Origin of the sequence: Alteromonas stellipolaris (genome assembly GCF_001562115.1) — a bacterium.
GTDB lineage: Bacteria > Pseudomonadota > Gammaproteobacteria > Enterobacterales > Alteromonadaceae > Alteromonas > Alteromonas stellipolaris.
Genome location: NZ_CP013926.1, coordinates 1,033,068 through 1,052,202, shown reverse-complemented (window position 1 = coordinate 1,052,202; position 19,135 = coordinate 1,033,068). Strand labels below are relative to the sequence as shown.

General features: G+C 44.2%; 12 protein-coding genes. 6 read left to right on the top strand and 6 right to left on the bottom strand.

Translation table 11 applies throughout. From position 1 onward, the window contains the following. Positions 1 to 32: 32 nt before the first annotated feature. From AVL57_RS04295 to AVL57_RS04285, 3 genes are all read left to right on the top strand, one after another. Positions 33 to 566 (top strand): RNA polymerase sigma factor, encoded by a 534-nt coding sequence (locus AVL57_RS04295; protein ID WP_057793603.1) that lies wholly within the window; start codon positions 33 to 35, stop codon positions 564 to 566. Positions 567 to 637: 71 nt separating this feature from the next. Beyond that, positions 638 to 1,633 carry a FecR family protein gene (locus tag AVL57_RS04290; protein WP_057793605.1) on the top strand — a complete coding sequence of 332 codons (996 nt, stop codon included), beginning with the start codon at positions 638 to 640 and terminating at the stop codon, positions 1,631 to 1,633. A 119-nt stretch (positions 1,634 to 1,752) separates the two neighbouring features. Further along, positions 1,753 to 4,662, top strand: a complete 2,910-nt coding sequence (locus AVL57_RS04285) for a TonB-dependent receptor (RefSeq protein ID WP_057793607.1) — start codon at positions 1,753 to 1,755, stop codon at positions 4,660 to 4,662. Between the two features lie 75 nt (positions 4,663 to 4,737). Here AVL57_RS04285 and AVL57_RS04280 read toward each other — a convergent pair whose 3' ends face one another. Beyond that, positions 4,738 to 7,503 (bottom strand): TonB-dependent receptor, encoded by a 2,766-nt coding sequence (locus AVL57_RS04280; RefSeq protein WP_057793609.1) that lies wholly within the window; start codon positions 7,501 to 7,503, stop codon positions 4,738 to 4,740. Positions 7,504 to 7,545: 42 nt separating this feature from the next. Further along, complete coding sequence (locus AVL57_RS04275) at positions 7,546 to 8,670, bottom strand: Ca2+-dependent phosphoinositide-specific phospholipase C (protein WP_057793612.1); 1,125 nt, start codon at positions 8,668 to 8,670, stop codon at positions 7,546 to 7,548. 136 nt (positions 8,671 to 8,806) lie between these two features. Between AVL57_RS04275 and AVL57_RS04270 the strand changes: the two genes are divergently transcribed. Beyond that, positions 8,807 to 10,717 carry a metallophosphoesterase family protein gene (locus tag AVL57_RS04270; RefSeq protein WP_082604961.1) on the top strand — a complete coding sequence of 637 codons (1,911 nt, stop codon included), beginning with the start codon at positions 8,807 to 8,809 and terminating at the stop codon, positions 10,715 to 10,717. Positions 10,718 to 10,906: 189 nt separating this feature from the next. Then, entirely contained in the window at positions 10,907 to 12,499 is a 1,593-nt protein-coding gene (locus tag AVL57_RS04265) for an ABC-F family ATPase (protein WP_057793616.1), read from the top strand. Positions 12,500 to 12,614: 115 nt separating this feature from the next. On the opposite strand, the gene AVL57_RS04260 is transcribed toward AVL57_RS04265, so the two are convergent. From AVL57_RS04260 to AVL57_RS04250, 3 genes are all read right to left on the bottom strand, one after another. Continuing rightward, positions 12,615 to 14,318 (bottom strand): patatin-like phospholipase family protein, encoded by a 1,704-nt coding sequence (locus tag AVL57_RS04260; RefSeq protein WP_057793618.1) that lies wholly within the window; start codon positions 14,316 to 14,318, stop codon positions 12,615 to 12,617. A 98-nt stretch (positions 14,319 to 14,416) separates the two neighbouring features. Next, positions 14,417 to 15,538 carry an N-acetylglucosamine-6-phosphate deacetylase gene (nagA, locus tag AVL57_RS04255; RefSeq protein ID WP_057793620.1) on the bottom strand — a complete coding sequence of 374 codons (1,122 nt, stop codon included), beginning with the start codon at positions 15,536 to 15,538 and terminating at the stop codon, positions 14,417 to 14,419. Next, a complete protein-coding gene (locus tag AVL57_RS04250) occupies positions 15,538 to 16,479 on the bottom strand; it encodes a glucosamine kinase nucleotide-binding domain-containing protein (protein WP_061093575.1) in 942 nt (313 codons plus the stop codon). The genes nagA and AVL57_RS04250 overlap by 1 nt, the downstream gene beginning before the upstream one ends. Positions 16,480 to 16,770: 291 nt before the next feature. On the opposite strand from AVL57_RS04250, the gene AVL57_RS04245 reads away from it, so the two are divergent. Beyond that, a complete protein-coding gene (locus AVL57_RS04245) occupies positions 16,771 to 17,421 on the top strand; it encodes a sulfotransferase family 2 domain-containing protein (RefSeq protein ID WP_057793625.1) in 651 nt (216 codons plus the stop codon). A gap of 48 nt (positions 17,422 to 17,469) precedes the next feature. Here the strand turns inward: AVL57_RS04245 and AVL57_RS04240 are convergent, their stop codons facing one another. Beyond that, positions 17,470 to 19,101, bottom strand: a complete 1,632-nt coding sequence (locus AVL57_RS04240; protein WP_158443234.1) for a GGDEF domain-containing protein — start codon at positions 19,099 to 19,101, stop codon at positions 17,470 to 17,472. Positions 19,102 to 19,135 lie beyond the last annotated feature (34 nt).

The following is a 19,135-nucleotide window of genomic DNA, read 5'->3' as shown; positions in this document are numbered from 1 at the left end:
TAGTTAAATTATTTGTGTAAATACGTTGCTTTGTGACTCAACCACCCAACACATTAGACTGGCAAATATTATCGGCAGACGAAGGCCTCGAGCGGTACAACGCGTTGAGGGCATTTATTCGTGGGCTAACCAACGACAATATCGTTGCTGACGATGTACTGCAAGAAACTCTGCTTAGAACTAGCAAAAGCGCGCAATACGCCGAACTGGACAATCCGCTTGCTTATATGATTACGGTGTCGAAGTCAGTCCTTTACGATCACCAACGCAAAAAACTCCCTTCGTCGGTAGATTGGCAAACCGAAGAACTTGAAGCCGCAAATGACAGCCCCGAAAAGAGCTACCACAATGCACAGAAGCTCGCCTTTATCGAGACAGTACTCGCGGATATGACACCACTGCGACGCGAAGTGTTTATACTACGAAGAGTAGATGGCCTAAGCCGAGATGAAATAGCCTGCACATTGAATTTAAGTGTAGAGGCCGTTAAAAAACACCTCACCCGCGCCATGGTAGAACTTACGTTAAAGTTAGAAGCAGCAGGTTGGGAAAAAAACAATCACTAACCCACTCATTAATGTCCCCACTTTAGGCGGCAAACACTCTACTAATAAGTAGACGGGTAACAGAGGCATAGATGGAACAACAAGAGCATTTAGACCAGGCAGCTGATTGGTTTGATCGCTTCGACGAATTAGACGAAAAAGGCAAAATTGCCTTATCAGTGTGGTTAAGTGACAAGCAGCATCAACTTGCATTTCAACGAATTGCACAAGCATTCGGACAGCCTGAAGTTGCAATGGCAGCAATAAACGTTGCCGCTAATCTTCGCGAACAGTCTAACCTGAAGCGCAATAGCGCACTGAACAAAAAACCTCACACATCCCATACTCACTATTGGGCCATGGCTGCAAGTATTGTGGTGGTTGCCGTTCTTGTCGCGTTTTTAAAATTAAACCAGCCAACACCCTCACACAACATCGCCGATGATACCGTGGCACTATTATCAGAAACCATGCAGCTATCTTCCCCCAAAGCTCAGCGTATTTCTCAAGTGCTTAAAGACGGTTCTGCGGTGTACTTAAATGGTGACTCACATTTAAATGTTAACCATAGTGCCACTTTACGTGAAGTGAGCTTACGTAAAGGGCAGGCCTATTTTGATGTAGCACACGAGCCATCTAGGCCGTTTATCGTCAGCGTAGACAAAGTGAAAGTAGAAGTAGTAGGTACTGCTTTTGACATAGACAAACTCTCTGATAAGACCGTTATTCGTGTATATGATGGTATTGTGAAAATTATTGCAGACAAAACCCATACCCTCACTAAAGGTGAAGGTATTGTGCTAGAGAACAACCTTTGGAGCCAAACCTTTAGATTAGTGGATGATCAATTACCGGCATGGCGAAGTGGCTGGCTAGATATTTTCAATGAACCCCTCTACCTTGCGGTAGAGCGCTTTTCTCGCTACTTACAAAAACCGGTAGAAATCACTGCTAACAAAGACGCTTTGCTAACCGGACGGTTCAACGTAGCCGAACCTGAAGCAGCACTAAAATTGTTAGCTAGCGCACAAGGATTAATCTTAGAAGAGCACCAGGACCGCTTTGTTTTAATCGAAACTGCTCGCTAATGTTTTACTGATAGATGATGAGAGCGAATAACGCTTCAACGGTATATTTCTCTCTATTACGGATGAGCGTTGTATGCTGGTGCCTCTGCTTACCTGCACTTTTCATAACAAGTTTCGCTTTGCGGGCAGCGCAAACCAATGAAGAAACAAAACCGGTATATCTTGAGCCCCAGCCGCTCGTACTAAGCCTGCAAGCACTTGCTACACAATTCAATCGCCCTTTCGCGGTTAATCAACAAGATATTGCCAATATTGAGGCGCCAAAGATTGAAGGGCACTACACTCTTGCGGCGTCGCTAACGTTATTGTTACATGACACGGGCTATGCTTACCTAATTCAACCACACGGTTTCACGCTGATTCAAGAGCGTGAAACGCCTGTTGCAGATATCGCAATTGAAGAAATAGCCGTAACCGGTATACGCGCCTCGTTAAATATATCTGGCAAACGAAAACGGGAAAATCGAGTCATATCTGACGTTATTGCGTCTAACGACATTGCCACCTACCCCGATCGTAATTTGGCCGAATCGATGCAGCGTATATCCGGTATTTCGATAACCAGAGAAGCCGGTGAAGGACGTCAAATAATGCTGCGCGGGCTCAACCCCGATTTCACCTTAGTTACATTAAATGGCATGCCAGTGTTGGCAAACAACGATTCTCCCATGGACAGTCGGCAACAAAAACAACAAGACAGAACCTTTGATTTGAATTTGTTTTCCACTGATTTATTTAGTGAAATACAGGTTCTTAAGAGTTATTCGGCGAATCAAGCTTCTGGTGGCATGGCGGGTATTGCAGCGCTAGAAACGGCACATCCATTCGACAATCCGGGATTAAACTGGAGTGTTACTCAACAATTAGGTAATAATCAATTTAGCGATCATTTGTCGAAAAAGCTTTCGGCAATGGTATCTTCAACCAACGATAAGTGGGGAGCCCTTTTCTCAATAAGTTACGGGCTTCGTGAATCACAAGAAATGGGCGCAAATACCTTCCGCTGGCGGGAAATCCCCCCCGATGGCGCTGATACCTCTAAGCTGGACCCAGATTTCACTGCTGCTTGGAATAATGGCGAATATCGCGTACCACGGGGAAATCGCTATTCGGTATGGCAAAGTGATATGAAACGGCTCGGTGTGGGCGCCTCGATAGAATACAAAACGGTCCATCAGCACACCACCTTCGACTGGCTCTATGGCAGCTTAAGTGGAAACCGTTTTGAGTACCACCTTTACCCTAGAGGCAAAAATTCCACTCCCATTGTAGCGGGCGAAACGGTTATTACTGCTGCCGACGTGAACGAAAAAAACGAATTGATCTATGCGGCGTACGAACATGCCCAAGTTGGCACAGAAAGTCGTTTTCAACACGTTTCCACAACCTACAACCAATGGGTATTAAACTCACATCATGATATTAGCAGTGCTTGGAAAGGCCATCTATTACTTGGCTTGGAAGGGGCATCTTACGACATCCCCACCAGCAATAAAGCCTATATGCAAGGTGTTACCGACGTCGTCATTGACTACCGTCAAGATAGCCGCTTCGCCAATATAACCTACTCAGACGATTTAACCGCCCCCTCTTTTTGGCGAATGAAAGAGTTGGATAGTGAGCAATACTTTACCTCTACCCAGTTTATAAATGCCAAATACACGCTGAGTTTCGAGCCATCAGTAACAAGTACATGGCAATGGGGAGTGGACGCCGTCAGGTTTGAAAACAAATCAGAGTTGCTTAACATTCAAAACTTTTTAGATAAAGAGTGGGAAGCGCACTTTAACGACATACCAGCCGGAGAAACCACTAGCGATGATGTAACTAGCATTAATAGCACGGTTCCCGCGTTCCTTGGTACAGCGCTTACCACACATCCTAAATTAAACTGGTTAACCCTTGATACCAACAAGGTATTTCGTTATTTCAATCTGCCTACCAATACCCAAGCGCTTCAAAATATAAACCATATTACTCATGAACCCCCTTCACACTACCAAAGTAGCGTTACCGAGTCCCGCATTGCCCTATTTACGCAATGGCAGCATGACGTCGGCCGTTGGCATGTTAACAGTGGGTTACGAGTAGAGTATGAGCACACACGCGTTAACAATGAAAATGCTCTGTTAAGTAGCATCCCCAATATACACTACATTAACTGGCTGCCATCATTGAATATTACCTATGAGTTGCAGCAAGATACGCTATATAGAATGGCATTGAGCCGAACCATGGGGCGGCCCCAACTCAATGATATTACGCGCCCTGTAGAATATTTGCCTGAGACTAACTCTCTGTATGGTTTTAACCAAAACTTGCGTCCTTATACCTCTTACAACCTAGACATTGCATTAGAAAAATACACAAATGGGGTCAGTCAGTTTTCACTATCAGCATTTAGCAAATATTTAGATAACTACATTGCTTACACCTCTGAAACAATGCGGTTTTCAAACACACCTGAATACACAAACTGGACCGGCGACACCATAAATGCAGATACACTAGTAAAACGCATTACCGCATCTAACACACAGCACGCGTGGTTGTATGGATTGGAGGGCAGTTACCAGCTAGAAACGTCATGGCCTACGCACCCTGAATACAAGATAGGTGTGATAAGCAACCTAAGCTACACCCAAGGACACGTACAATATTTTAGTTCCGTCACTGGCGAAAAGCTGCAGTATACCTCACTTCCCTATTTATCACCTTGGCTTGCCAACGTTACCGCATATTGGGAAAGTTACGCATTGAGTGCTAGGCTATCCGCGACCTACCGCGATAGTTATTTAGCCCGCATCGGTGACGAAACCATCATTGATGAAGACGAAACTGGGTTTGAAAAAAGCATGTATTTAGATGCCGTTATCGCCTACCACTTAGGAGAACATTGGGAATTGCGCGCCGAAGCGACGAATCTGACTAACGAACGTGAAGAACAGTATTCTGATTCTACACATCGTGCTTACAACACCACATTCAGTGGAAGAAATGTTTATCTTGGTGTGACTTACCGCCATTAGTTAACATCTCTCACTGTATGAAAAAGGCACCCTAAGGTGCCCTTTAATACTTTCTCAGCATGACTATGCTTACAATTACATCGCGTAAGTAAAGCCTAGGTAAAAGGTTCTTCCGCTTACCGTGGTATTGTAAAGACGATCATCTGAGTCTGAATACTGCTCTTCCCGCTCATTAGTTAGGTTTACCCCTTCCAGTGTCACTTTTAATGCGTCATTCACATTGTAAAATGTCGAAAAGTCCCAGTAAGTTGAGCCGTGAAAGCCCGCTTCATCTTGATCGGAGCTTGAAGTTTCAACCGTCACTAAATAATCATCGCGGTATGCGGTAGACACTCGCGCTCCCCAAGTTTCCGTTTCAAAATAAAGTGTGAAGTTGTAAGTATGCTCAGATAGCCCATAGAAAGGACGCGAAACCTGAACTGTTTCACCATCAACCAATATATTGTGAAGCGATTCGCCATCGGCGTACGTATAATTAGCAATAGCACCAAAATTATCAAATGGCGCAGGCAGGAAATCAAAATCCCGTTGAACACCAAACTCCCATCCAGAAAAGTCACTATCATCAAGGTTTTGCGGTTGCGAGAAGTTGTACAAGGTTGCTGCGGTTTGAGGGTTGCCATCTTCATCAATCGCACCTTCGATTAACGCCAATGGGTAGCCCGTATCGCCATAAGGAATGCTTACTGTGGTAGACGCTATAAAGTTCTCGATGTCTTTACGAAAGTGTGAAACAGAAACATAGCCTACTTCATCGAAGTAGTACTCTAGTCCCACTTCCATATTTAATGTTTCAAAAGGCTCTAATGCGGGATTACCAGCGCCAATATTAAGGCCACTTGAACCCGATAGTGGATCTGTGTTTACGGTACCGCTTACTGACAAACTCCCCAATGTAGGGCGCGTTAGGTTTTTACCAGCACTAGCACGCACGACTAAATTATCTGTGGCATACCACGCCACATTCATCGCAGGCAATATACCGTCGTACTCTCGTGTTACAGTAACGTACTCAGTACCATTGACCAGGCCGGAAGAGTTAATTTCCGTATTGTAATAACGAAGTCCTACGTTAGCACGAAGTTCGCTGTCGCCCAGTAGCATGTCCAATTCATACACGGCATAAGCAGCTTGCGTTTCTTCTTCTACTTTATCTGGCGTTTGCGATGCAGCTAAATCGCGGTTAACGCTAAAACTGCCTAGTACACCGTCTACATCAACACTTAACCAATTTTGCTTCTCGTGGTTATCATTGATGAACGTATAGCTCGCATCAACCACGTCTGAAATCTCACCACTTTGCCATTCGCTGCGCAATACATTTGCCGTTTGAACATCGCCACTTTCATGTTCGAACTGCTTCATTGACACACCAAATTTCAAACTGCTTTGATCATTTAACGCATAATCGGCATCTAATTTAGCCACATCGAAGCTGTTATTAACTTCGTTTTCTGCAAGATCAATTTCGTGATAGCGAAATTCGTTAATGTCTGTCGGATCGTAGTCGCCAATATATGAGTTAGTACCGTAAAAACGATCATCGCGATAATCAATTGTCATGTCAGCAAAAGACTCTAAGTAAACTTTGGCGCTATTACTGGTGTAATCACTGCTCATTGTGCCGATTAAACCAGAAAGCGATAAATCAGAGCTCACCACCCAATCAGCATTTAAAACAACCTGTGTAATTTCTGTCTCAGCTATTTGACTGCGGCTTTCAGAATGCAAGGCTGCATTAGCCCACTGCGAGTATATAACTTCGTTGTTTTCGTTATAGTCTAAATCTACGAGTTCTGAACAGAAGTAACGTGCTCCGTCGTTATAATCTGGGCCAGTACACCCTAATGCCGTAGAGCTAGAACCTCGGCTTTGAAGATGATACTCCTTCCTGTCACTCTCCAGTTTTCCATAAAGTGCATCAAGACCGAATGATAAATCGTTACTTGGACGATACTGTAAGGCCACGGTTGCGCCTACCCGTGTTTGGTCGCTATTAAACTGCGAGTAGCGACTACCGCGAGAGAAGCGTAGCTCACCACTTTCTACAGCCGCTTGGTCGGCTTCTGACAAGCCCGAAATATCTGAACCTTGGTCTGTTCGTGGCCGCCAACGGTAGGTGTTATAACCTTGCTCACTGGTATCACGTTTGCTGTAAGCAATAGAGAATAATGCCCCAAACTTGTCCCAGGTATTTGATACTAACGCCGCCACGCGGGGACTCGTATCTTCAGTCAGTGAATTTTGTCCGGCCTGTACACTAAGTGCACCTTTGAAACCTTCGTAATCAAAAGGTTTTGCGGTATGCAGTGCTACCGTACCACCAATTCCCCCTTCGTCCATGTCAGCAGAGTACGACTTTTTCACATCAATTTGGTTAAATAACTCAGACGCAAAAATATTAAAATCGAACGAGCGTGAGGTGTTGGTGGTACCTCGGCTGTCCATGGCAGATGAAGACGTACCTAACGCTTCCATACCGTTAAGCTGTACTTGAGTGAAATCAGCATTCAGACCACGAAGTGAAATTTGGCGCCCTTCACCAGCCTCACGCGTAATTGTTACACCTGGGATACGTTGCAACGATTCTGCTAAGTTCAAATCGGGGAAGTCAGCAATATCCTCAGCCACAATCGAATCTTGCGACCCTAGCGCATCACGCTTAAGATCTTTAGCTTTTATTAAAGAGCTACGAAAACCGCTCACTACGATTTGCTCAATAATATCGTCTTCAGCGGTATTAGTTTGTGGTACTTCTTGCGCAAAAGTGGGAAAAGATAGCGCGCCTACGCTACTTAACACAGCCAGTGCTAAAGTGTGCTTTTTGAATGAAGCTTGCATTGTGTATTCCTTTTAAAATAGTGATTTAAATTATGTCGATTTTTAGTAGTTAATTGGATTGGTGCGCATCAATCTTCCTTGTTCAAAATGCACTGAGTATTGGGTGCGCTTTGCTTGGGGAGACTGGGAATAAAAGTCGGTAGAGATAAGTTGTGCCCCGCTTTGAAATGCCGCATCTTGTTGCAGTGCTTTTTGTTCATTAGAAGCCGATAAATTGGCATCCGCGCGGGTACGAACCAAATAGCCAGACTCCACCAACTGGCGAATGTCTTGTTGTTGGTTAATGGGGTTGTTGCGGATCATAATGGCCGCTGAAGGATGTCCGGGTTCAAACGATGCAAACATGCTTCTTCCCTTCAGGTTATTTTGACCTTGGGTGTATCTATCAAGCTGCTTTTCATTGCCATCGAACAAAAATATGAATTTTCCACGCAACGCTTTAACGCTGGGCCAACCGTTATTCGTAATAACACTTTGTAATGATTTTGCATTCCCTCGAATGTCGTCTGGGGTAACAAGTCGACCTGGTAAACCACTGCGTATAGCTTCATCTAAACTAGCGAAGGCAGCTTCATCAAAAAGAACCGGCTTGTTACTTTTCAAAAAATCGGGCTGCGTTTCTTTCGCATTCATCATAACGACAATAGGAAAATGTTCTGGGTGGAAGGCAGACCAAGCATTTAGCTGCTTCAAGCATACTTTTAATGTCGCGCAATGCGTCATCACATCGACATGCGGTATATGCATTACTTTAAAACCAGGTTTTGCTAACTGTTTAACCTCATGAGCAGACAACCAGTTTTCATTTAGACGGGATGCGAGCTCAACCTGCTGATATTGATTACCGCTGGGATCATTAACCACATCAATTTCTAGCTGACGCAGACCGAGAGATAACTGCTCATTCAGCGAAAGGTGGGCATAGTTAAGTTGGTTGGCCTTGTTCGTATTTTTCAAACTAAGAAGCTGATAAACACTATCGGGAAGCGCTCGCTTATAGCTGTTATGCGAGCCTATCCATTGATAGTGATTTAAGGGTAGGTTCTCATCAAAATCAGCTGCGCTGGCAAAACCTGTGCTCAACCAAAGTAACAACCAAAACAACATTTTTCTTTGCTCTTGAATTTCAATGTGAGGTAGAAGGAAATAACCTAAGAGCGGGGACATGAAAAAACAGCTAACCCCCTAATTTTAATAAAAATGTCATACTATCGATGAATCTTTTGTGACATTGAACATCAACCTGTCCCCATTTATTTGTCTGCTGCGTCTTTATCTAATTGATATAAAAAATGAGGTGTATATGAACCAATATCATCTATGGCGAATAGGGTTATTCGGCTTAATGAACCACGTAGTCAAAACCTGTACCTGTGGCATGCTGGTAATGGCGTGTTTGCTGATAAATTACAGTAAGGCAACTGCGCAGGAGCATTTGGACGCTAATCTCGTGCAGAATGCACTTAAACAGGCCGCGAACACAGAGGTCGCATTTATCGCCGATGTGCACTTACACGACATTTACGCTGCGCCAGCAACACTGGCTTTCGGCCATGGTTCACAAGATGTAACCTCTTTCGACGCTAACACTTCAGGTATGAGTAGCCAAAAATCCGGGTCAGCAAACCAGTTCCCAAAAGACCCAGAGACACAAGCACCGTTGCTCATGCGCAGCATGCAGTCACAGTTGACGTCTACGCGTTTATTCAATGAGAACTATTTTGCGTTTCGTGCAGCACTAGATGATATTGCCGACCGCGGAATTAAACTGGTAGCCCTGCCCGGCGACTTTTCTGACGATGGGCAGCCAGCAAATGTGAAAGCGCTTGCGCGTATTTTAGACGAATACCACACGCGCTATGGCATGCGTTTTTTTGCGATTACCGGTAACCACGACCCTGTGCGACCTTTTACACGACCAGGAGGTAAACCAGATTTTCTGGCAGCAAAAGGCAATGAAGCAGCTATTTATAGCCCAGATCACATTCGTTGTATTAATAACCGTGCGTGGCACTGTATGGATGACATTCGTGAGTGGGGCTATCGAGAGATTATGCAAACGCTTAAAAATCATGGTTTTTCTGCGAACACACAGGATTTGCTGTACGAAACGCCCTTCGACAGTATTGAATACGAAAAACGAGGTTGGCAGTGGTGCGATGAAGCATCGTGTATTTTTATGCCTGACGCCAGTTACTTAGTAGAGCCAATTAAAGACGTGTGGTTATTGGCTATCGATGCCAATGTGTATATTCCGAAGGGGCAGTACGCTGATGGAAATTTTAAGGGCTCTGGCAACGCTGGTTATAACGCCTTATTGACCTATAAACCAGCGTTACTGCGGTGGATAACAACCATCGTTAAACGGGCAAAAGCAAACAATAAAAGACTTATCGCCTTTAGCCATTTTCCCATGGCAGACTTTTACGACAACACCCAATCACAATTGGAAAGCCTGTTTGGTAAAAGCTCAAATCAGCTTAAACGAATGCCGCTTCCCACCACCACTGAAGCACTAGACGAGACGGGCCTGAAACTTCACATGGCAGGCCACATGCATCTTTATGATGTTGCACCACCTGAGAATCCTACGGGGTTGGTAAACATTCAAGTGCCATCGCTAGCAGCGTATCAGCCTGGCTACAGTGTAGTAACCTTATTACCTGACCAACACGCTAAGGTAGAAACTATTATTCAGCGCGAAGTCGAAGATTTTGACCGTTTATTCCCTATTTATTACAAAGAGTGGCAGTATCGACAACGTGGCGGGCAAACGCTATGGAACAAAGATATACTCACGTCGCCCCACTATCTCGATTTTACCGAGCACCATTTAAAAGAGGTCGTGCGCCAGCGTTACGTAGAGAATGAATGGCCAAACGCGCTTTCCACTTATATTAAAAACCATACAATTGGCGATGTGATCAACCAATCACCGTGTCCCGATTTAACAAAGGACTTGCCTGTTGAAATTACTTCACAACCTGCACTAGTGCTAGCTTACGATTATTATAAATTACGGAATGCTGGCGCATTTGCCGATATTTCAGGGCGCGAAAAGTGGTACATAAGTGGCTTCAATGAAGACCGGCTAACAGGGTGCAGTTTACCAATAGCAAACGATCTGCAACGCCTACTCATAGGTTTTCTCTCGCTGTTGCATAACGCCGCTTTGGCTATCGACAGAACTGAGGTTACCGTCAAAGGCGTATAGATATCGTCAACCTTAAACACACTGTTCACTACATTTATGTGAAGATAAGCCTAATAGCTCAAAATTTCCTCGACATAGTAGCCTTAATTCCTTATAGTGCGCGCCCAAAGCTTACTCGTGTAGCACCTCTATTTTGGGTGTAACGACAAGCTATCTTTTTTCTTCTGATTTACCCGCTGGATACCTGTTTTGATTACCACCGCCAATATCACCATGCAGTTTGGTTCTGCACCCTTGTTTGAAAATATCTCTGCCAAATTTGGTAACGGCAACCGCTATGGCCTTATCGGCGCAAACGGTTGCGGCAAGTCTACCTTCATGAAAATTTTGAGCGGTAAGTTAACCCCAAGTGCGGGTAACGTTTCCATGGCGCCAGGTACTAAATTAGGTATCTTAAGCCAAGATCAATTCGCATTTGAAGAATTCAGTGTGGTTGATGCCGTGATCATGGGTGACCGTGAATTATGGGAAGTTAAAAAAGAACGTGATGAAATTTATAGCAAGTTAGATATGAGTGAAGAAGACGGCATGCGTGTTGCCGACTTAGAAACTCAATTTGCTGAAATGGATGGCTACACCGCCGAAGCCCGCGCGGGTGACATTCTGAATGCTGCTGGCATTGAAGAGCATTATCACTTTGGTTTGATGAAAGAAGTCGCGCCTGGTAAAAAAGTACGTGTGTTATTAGCACAAGCCTTGTTTGCCGATCCTGATATTTTGTTGCTCGACGAACCAACTAACAACTTGGATATTTACACCATTACGTGGTTAGCCGATGAGCTTAACAAGCGTAAATCGACCATGTTGATTATTTCTCACGATCGTCACTTCTTAAATTCAGTATGTACTCATATGGCTGATATCGATTACGGTGAATTACGTGTTTACCCTGGTAATTACGATGCGTTCATTGAGGCATCTATGCTTGTTCAAGAGCAGTTACTTAATGAAAACGCGAAAAAGTCTGCTGAAATTGAAGAACTTCAAGGGTTCGTGGCACGTTTCTCGGCAAATGCTTCTAAAGCAAAACAGGCTACGTCTCGTGCTAAGCGATTAGAAAAAATTGAGCTTGCTGAAGTTAAAGCATCAAGCCGTCGCAAGCCTTACATTGTGTTCGAACAACATAAGAAGCTTCATCGCTTAGCAATTACCCTAGAAGATTTAGGTCATGGCTACCCAGAACTTCCATTATTTAACAACGCCAACCTGTTGTTAGAAGCAGGTTCACGCCTTGCCATTATTGGTGAAAACGGCGCAGGTAAAACCACGCTATTGAAATGTTTAGTTGATGAATTATCACCAGAGCACGGCACTATTAAGTGGGCAGAAAACGCCGCGATTGGTTATATTCCGCAAGATAGCACCAAAGACTTTGATTGCGATTTAACCTTGTTCGATTGGATGAGTCAATGGCGCTTACCTAAGCACGACGACCTACAAGTTCGTGGTATGCTAGGCCGCTTATTGTTTAGCTCAGACGACTTCAACAAGAAGGTAGCAGTCTGTTCTGGTGGAGAAAAGAACCGCTTGTTGTTCGGTAAGCTAATGCTGCAAGACATCAACGTATTGGTCATGGATGAACCAACAAACCACTTGGATATGGAATCTATTGAAGCGCTAAACAACGGGCTTTATAAATTCGACGGCACGGTTATTTTTGTAAGCCACGACCGCGAGTTTGTTTCATCATTGGCCACGCAAATCATCGAAATTAAAGATAATAAGCTTAACCACTTTGAAGGTAACTACGAAGAGTTCTTGGCGCATAGCGAAGGCAAGTAATCCTTTGAATAGTTAATATTATTGCTAAAGCCCAGCATGGTAAATTCACCTTGCTGGGCTTTTTAATTTATTGCCTTAAATATACTTTGAAATACCTGTCAAAATGGCTTTTAAGCTATAACACCAATACCTTTTTTACCGTTTTTCTAACAATGAAATTCCAAGCAAAAAAGCGTGCAACACTTGCTATACCTGCGTCTTTTGCAAACGCAAAAAAGCGCGCTTTAACGCGCTTGTATGCCAACTGCCTGTTTTCGTATTGCACATCAGCCATAGACGCATGATTTAAATGCGATGAATCTAAAAACTGTTGAATACTATGATGATCACGCTTTTCTATGTTCAGTGGTAATTGCTTTTGAATTACGGCTTCGTCTCGCTGCTTATCTAATATTCCATTAATGGTCAGCATGGCATTTAATCTGCCCCGTTCGTAATCATATTGCCGAAAGCGCTCGTCAAAAAAGCCCAAAAATGCCCCAAGCAACTCACCGCTAAGCTCGTCTTTTTTTGCTGTAATAGTATAGATAGTTTTTAAATTGGTTGGGCCCAGCCCCGCAGCATGTTCTAGTACAGCAATCGTATCTATCCATAGTTTGAAATGGCTTGGCGGGAGCGGTTTTTCTTCAACATCAACCCGATATTGTGTAGCCAGTCGAGCAACATCGGCGGCATATTCTGCTTCATTAGCGCCATAAACCAAGCCAATCATTGAATCTATAATGGCTTGCTCTGCGAACACCTCTTCGCTGCTTGTGGTGTATAATTTTTCGCGTAAAGTGTCGGCTTGTTTATCTAACCTGAGAATTTTTTCGTTATCTTTCTCTTGAATTAACCACTCTTGAAACCCGCTTTGTAGAAACACGCTATTGAGCATTTGTTTGGCACTGTCAGCAAAGGATGCTGTGCTAGCATCAAATTCTGGATTGGCAGCACTTTCCCTAGGGTTAGGTGAAATGTAAAAGTAAAAGCGGTTTTCGTAGTCGGTATAGCTAGTATCATTTTGTTCAGCCAAAGATACTGCCATACCAAGAGGGTAGTTATTAAATGCACCACCATCCATAAAACTAAAGGTACTGTTTTCAAATTTAACGGCGCCACGGCCGCGGTAATCGCCGTGCATCCAGTTACGCGTGAGCGATACCGGAGAGAACGCTACTGGGAAGGCACCGCATCCTCTCGCCGCTGCACTGATCTCGTTCCAAACAGCCTGATTATCTGTTGTGTTATCCAGCGTGACGGTATATCTGTCTTGATGGCGTGTTTGGGTGAACTTCCCTTTCCCCAAGGTTTCCGTTAAATATGCGTAGGTATCTACCTCGTAATCTACGCCATTTAAGTTAGACATCGCCAACCCCAACCTGATAGAGGTTGCACTGGCCACATGAGGTGTTTGCACTAGCGGTGGGGGTAACGGTGTTTGCGCAGCGCTAGGCGAGGATGATTTCACGTATCGGCTATTAATGAGCTTATCCGCTATGGTTTTTACAAAGCCATTTGAGAGGAGTGAATTTTTGGCATTGTCCCCCGGCAAGGGCGTCAATAATCCGTTGATATCAACCGACTTAACCCATGCTTCGTAAGCCACGTTGGTGTTTTCACCCGATAAAGCATCCCCATCATATAAGAGTTTTTGCGCTATCATTGCGGCGGTCATGCCACCCGCGCTAGCGCCAGTAAGCACATCTATTTCAATTTTTGGATTGGCAGGGTTTTCGTTATGTTCTTTTAACGCTTTTATTATTTCATAAAGCGTACCCGCTTCATATGAACCCAAAGAAACGGCGCCTGAAATGGCAATTGCAACGCGGTAGGTCATGTTACTCTCCAGAAAATTCAATTTTTTGAATCACCGAGAGGGCAGTCTCAGAACGCTGATCCACAGCACATTGGGGTAATATACCCTTGAAGCTTGTGTTATTGAAGCCTTCCTTTTACCCAAATGTCGACCAAGTTAACATTGTCATCTACTAGTAATACATTCGCATACTGCCCTGCTGCGAGACTGCCTAGTTTTTGTTGCATTCCCATGAAGGTGGCAGGCGTAGTACTGGCCATTGCACTTGCGTCGGTTAAACTTACGCTCAAATCATGACAAGTATTTATTACGGCCCCATGCATGTCTAGGCATGAGCCGGCCAATGTGCCATCAGGCGTAGTGAGTTTGCTGCCGCTACGCTTAATTTCTGTATTGAAAAACGCAAGCGTGTCTAGGTTGCTTCCCACATGCGCCATGGCATCGGTCACAAGCATGATCTTTTCTTTGCCTTTAACCTTTATGGCTAATTCGGCACTTTTAGGGTGTACGTGGTGATGATCCACAATTAACCCACTATACGCGTTATCAAATAACAAAGCTGCGCCCACAGCGCCTGGCGCACGCGATGTAAATGCCGACATCGCATTGTACAAATGAGTGAACCCTGTCGCACCAGCGTTAAGCGCATCGCTCACTTGTTCGAAACTAGCATTGGTGTGCCCCAGTGCAACCACTATCCCTTCTGCCACCATTTCTTTAATAAAACTGAGGCTCACGCTTTCAGGTGCTACTGTTAGCAATACCTTGCCAATATCCTTTCGGCACAAGGTCGCCAATTCACTATCACTAGGGGTACGAATAAAGCTTTCTTCATGCACACCTTTTTTCGCAGTGCTCAAAAATGGCCCTTCAAAATGAATACCTTCAATAGTGGGATGACTATCTGCAATGGCCTCACTTACTGCATCGGCGGCATTTGCCATAGTAATCGCATTATCGGTAATAAGCGTAGGCAACATACTGGTAGTGCCGAACTGCAAATGGGCATGCGCCATGGTTTTTAACGCATTGTACGTGGGCGTATGGTTAAACAGTATTCCCCCACCACCATTGACTTGGGTATCAACATACCCAGGTATAAGCGTGCCTTCACGCTCATTTGCAAGCTCTTGCTTTGTGGCATCTCGAATGCTTTTAATCACGCCCTGTTCTATGCATAGCGTCTTGTTAAACTTAATACCTGAGGTGGTCAGTACTTTGTGTGCGGTAATTGTTTGCATTAAGCCAGTGCTGCCTGTTGTTTTACGTATTGAATAACCCCTGCTTGAGGTGATGATTTAGGTTCAACTAGCCTAGCTTGAAGACCAGCACTTAATAGTGGCTGATACACATGGCTTAGCCCACCCACTAAACAAAGGGGCAAATCTTGATCATTGGAGAATGCTTTATCGTCAATTCTATTGCAGGTAAGTGCTTCACCAACACCATTGAGGTAGCTAGCACCTTGTTCAATTAGTACCTTGGCTGCGGGGCACCCTCTTTCGTAGGCTGCCACAACACATGGTGCCAATGCACCAAACTCTTTCCCTTTAAACCCCGCCACTTTTGATACCAATTGGTGTGCATTTGTTACGGCCAATCTATCACAAACTGATGTAAATAAGAGGCTCTTAGGGATAAGTTCATCGAACACCAACAAGCTTTGCTTAACCGCTTCAAGACCTAACCAACCACCACTTGCATTGTCGCTAATTGAAAGGCCATAACCGCCCTTATCATTAAACCGGTGCGAATTAGTACTGGTGCTGGAGCCAGTAAAAACCGTAGCCGCTGACCCAGTACCGCAGATAATCAATGCACCTGATTGGCCGTTATGCGCCCCAAGGCATGCGGCATGCAAATCACTGATGACGTTAATGCTTTTAAAGGGGTGGTGTAAATTTAAAAACTCGTTTAACGCACTGGGAATATTTGCGCCAGCAAGCCCTGCCGCTAGGTGTATTTGATTGAGCTTGATTGCCGATTTGGCGGGCCGACTTATTGCGCTGATGGCTTTTTCACTAGCGCTAATAATTGACTGCATTGCGCCAGCAGCATTGGTCATCATATTGGCAGGACCAGCTTCGGCGCAACTTAATACGTTACCTTGCTTATCTTCTAACTGCACTCTGCAATGCGTGCCGCCACCATCCACACCAATATAATAACTCTGATCTACCATTTAATTTCCATTTTCACTTTCGTTTTCGTGCTGTCATTAGTGGCAATAGGGTGTACTCATTGAAGCTATGTACATACTCATTTTCTGTGTCGCACTACCCTTGTCATAGCTTCATTTAACGGTATTTTATCATAGCTTTACTCTCAACCGACAAAAAGCAAAAGCCAACCGATTTCGCAACTTTGCAGCGTCTATTCCATAGTAGGTATGACCCAAGCATCCATATACTTGTCACATTTAACAGCCACACTGTATCGATACTTATATCACCTAAGACTAGGATAATACCCGGTGCTACTTTCCCACAGTAAACAGTTTCTCTTTGTACACATTGCCAAGACGGGTGGCACGAGTATTCGTGATGCCCTTTCACAGTATCGTTGGGGGCATCGTTATGCCGCAGCACAGTTTATCAGTAATAAAATGAGTCAGCTTTGTGGGCATAAGATTGGTAGCCGCTTTCCTCGCCATTCGCGTATTATTGCTGCAAAAGAAATGTTACCTGAAGATTTTTTTAATGGGTTGTACAAGTTTGCCGTAGTGAGAAACCCGTGGGACTTGCAAGTTAGCTCGTATCATCACATTAAGCGCGAACGTCCTCATGTCATGGAAGGCCATGAAACTTTCGCAAGTTTCATGCAATGGAAATTTAATCCTGCACGAGCGTATCAATACCACATAGACACTTCTCTGCAATTGCAAAGCGATTACCTTGTAGATTTACATGGCAATTTATTAACTAACTTTATTGGTTACTATGAGAATTTGCAGCAAGATTTCGACGCAATTTGCGAACACCTAGCCATTCCCACATCAATACTTCCACACAAGCGTAAAGCCACTGATAGAAGTAGCTATCAAGGGTATTACACCGATAAAATTAAAGCTCTAGTTGATAACCACTTCGCTCAAGATATTCAATTGTTGGGCTATACGTTTTAATCTGATTACCGACAGTTTTTTAAGGCAAACTCTTCGTTAAATCCCCGCTTAAATGGGCTGCGTCATTGCACTTTGATGTGCCTTTTTTTGCTCGTACATCAGTGTATCAGCCTGGTCGAGTAACGCCTCTAAGTCGCTACAAGGCATATCTATAATTAAGCCCCCAACACTGGCTGAAACTGGAATTTGTGCGTTAAGCGTTTGTATAACTAAGTCACTAAACCTGTGCTGAATACGCTTTACCAGACGCTTAGATTGGCTACAACTGTGGCAATAACTTAGCACTACAAACTCATCGCCCCCTAGTCTTCCCACCACATCTTGCTCGCGGCATTGCCCTTTAAGAATTTTTGAAATAATACGCAGTACATCGTCGCCTGATTGATGCCCAAACGAATCATTAATTCGTTTAAAATTATCCACGTCAATGAACATCAAGGTTATGAAACCACCGTGATGATTAAATTCATCTAAGAGTATTTTTGCAGCCCCTTCCCATCCGTCGCGATTAAGAATATGACACAAGGGGTCGGTAGCTGCCCGTTTGAACGCGGCCATTCTGTCATCATCTAACTTTTTCACTTTTTGCGCGGCAGCAAAAGCAAATATCAAGGCTTCTATCGTGACGGCAATAATAAGCCCGTACCGCTGAAGGAACGGACTATAGTCTTTCAAATAAAACCTGGCGAGCATAGCCAGCATTATTGTCGAGACCCCCAGTAACACTAGTTTAGCGCAGTGTACTTTATGATACGCCGCATAAAGTATTGCTGATAAAATACCGGCCATGATAACCAAAGTGAGTTTCGACATGACTTTGTTTACCATCATGCTCACATCACTACTTAACACTAACTGCACGCTCACCAAAACTAATATTATTAGCGATAAACCATGCAGTGTGCTGCGTTGCCACTTTTTTAGCATAGCTTTAAAATCGAGTAATTGATCTAGAAAGCGCAAAGAAGCAAAAATGGTTAGCCCAGCAAAAAGCACACTTAGCTGTACGCTATTTAGAAACTGTATATTGGGTAACAAGGCGTAAAAAATGCCTTCTTGCAACAAGAAAAAGATGGCCGCACTTGCCACGTAAAAACTGTAAGAATAGAACCCAAAACTTCGCATACTGTTGCCCAACACCCCAACATAGATAGCCAACGCAAAGCAAAATCCAGCAAATGCACTTAGCGTTAAGGTATGAATAGTATTAAATGCGTGGAAGTCAGGTACTGTGGATAAGCTCGGGTACAGTGCCCTAGCGAATTGCGCATCCACCTTTAAGATGTATGAAGCCGCACCGATGGGAAGTATATAAGCTTGCCGCGCGCTAGGCAGCTCGATGGGCGGGGTTAACGTGGGCGCTTCTAAGCTGTTTCTTCCGGCGCTCTCTTTTTCGGAGCTGGCCGTTTCGAAGCTGGATGTTCCAGAATGATTTGGTGTAGGACTATTTGTTTTAGAAGCATCAGCCTCTAGCCGATACAGCACGGCTTTATTCACAAAGTTACGAGGAAAATGAAAAATATGCGGGAGGGCTAAATCACAGTTTAGTGTTAAATGCTGCTCGCCTTTCACCATTGGTATAGGTGTGCCCACTTTGCTTTTTAATGGTGAGGTAATAACGCACGACGCGAACACACTCTCACTTATCAAAATACACAAAGCGGCAATCAGAAATTTCACTCGCCATCTTGCATTCAGGTCGCACATGGAAGGT

Coding starts and splice junctions, on each gene's coding strand:
- AVL57_RS04260 (WP_057793618.1), bottom strand. CDS start 14,318: ATGACCTACCGCGTTGCAATTGCCATTTCAGGCGCCGTTTCTTTGGGT.
- AVL57_RS04250 (WP_061093575.1), bottom strand. CDS start 16,479: ATGGTAGATCAGAGTTATTATATTGGTGTGGATGGTGGCGGCACGCAT.
- AVL57_RS04280 (WP_057793609.1), bottom strand. CDS start 7,503: ATGCAAGCTTCATTCAAAAAGCACACTTTAGCACTGGCTGTGTTAAGT.
- AVL57_RS04275 (WP_057793612.1), bottom strand. CDS start 8,670: ATGTCCCCGCTCTTAGGTTATTTCCTTCTACCTCACATTGAAATTCAA.
- AVL57_RS04270 (WP_082604961.1), top strand. CDS start 8,807: ATGAACCAATATCATCTATGGCGAATAGGGTTATTCGGCTTAATGAAC.
- AVL57_RS04290 (WP_057793605.1), top strand. CDS start 638: ATGGAACAACAAGAGCATTTAGACCAGGCAGCTGATTGGTTTGATCGC.
- nagA (WP_057793620.1), bottom strand. CDS start 15,538: ATGCAAACAATTACCGCACACAAAGTACTGACCACCTCAGGTATTAAG.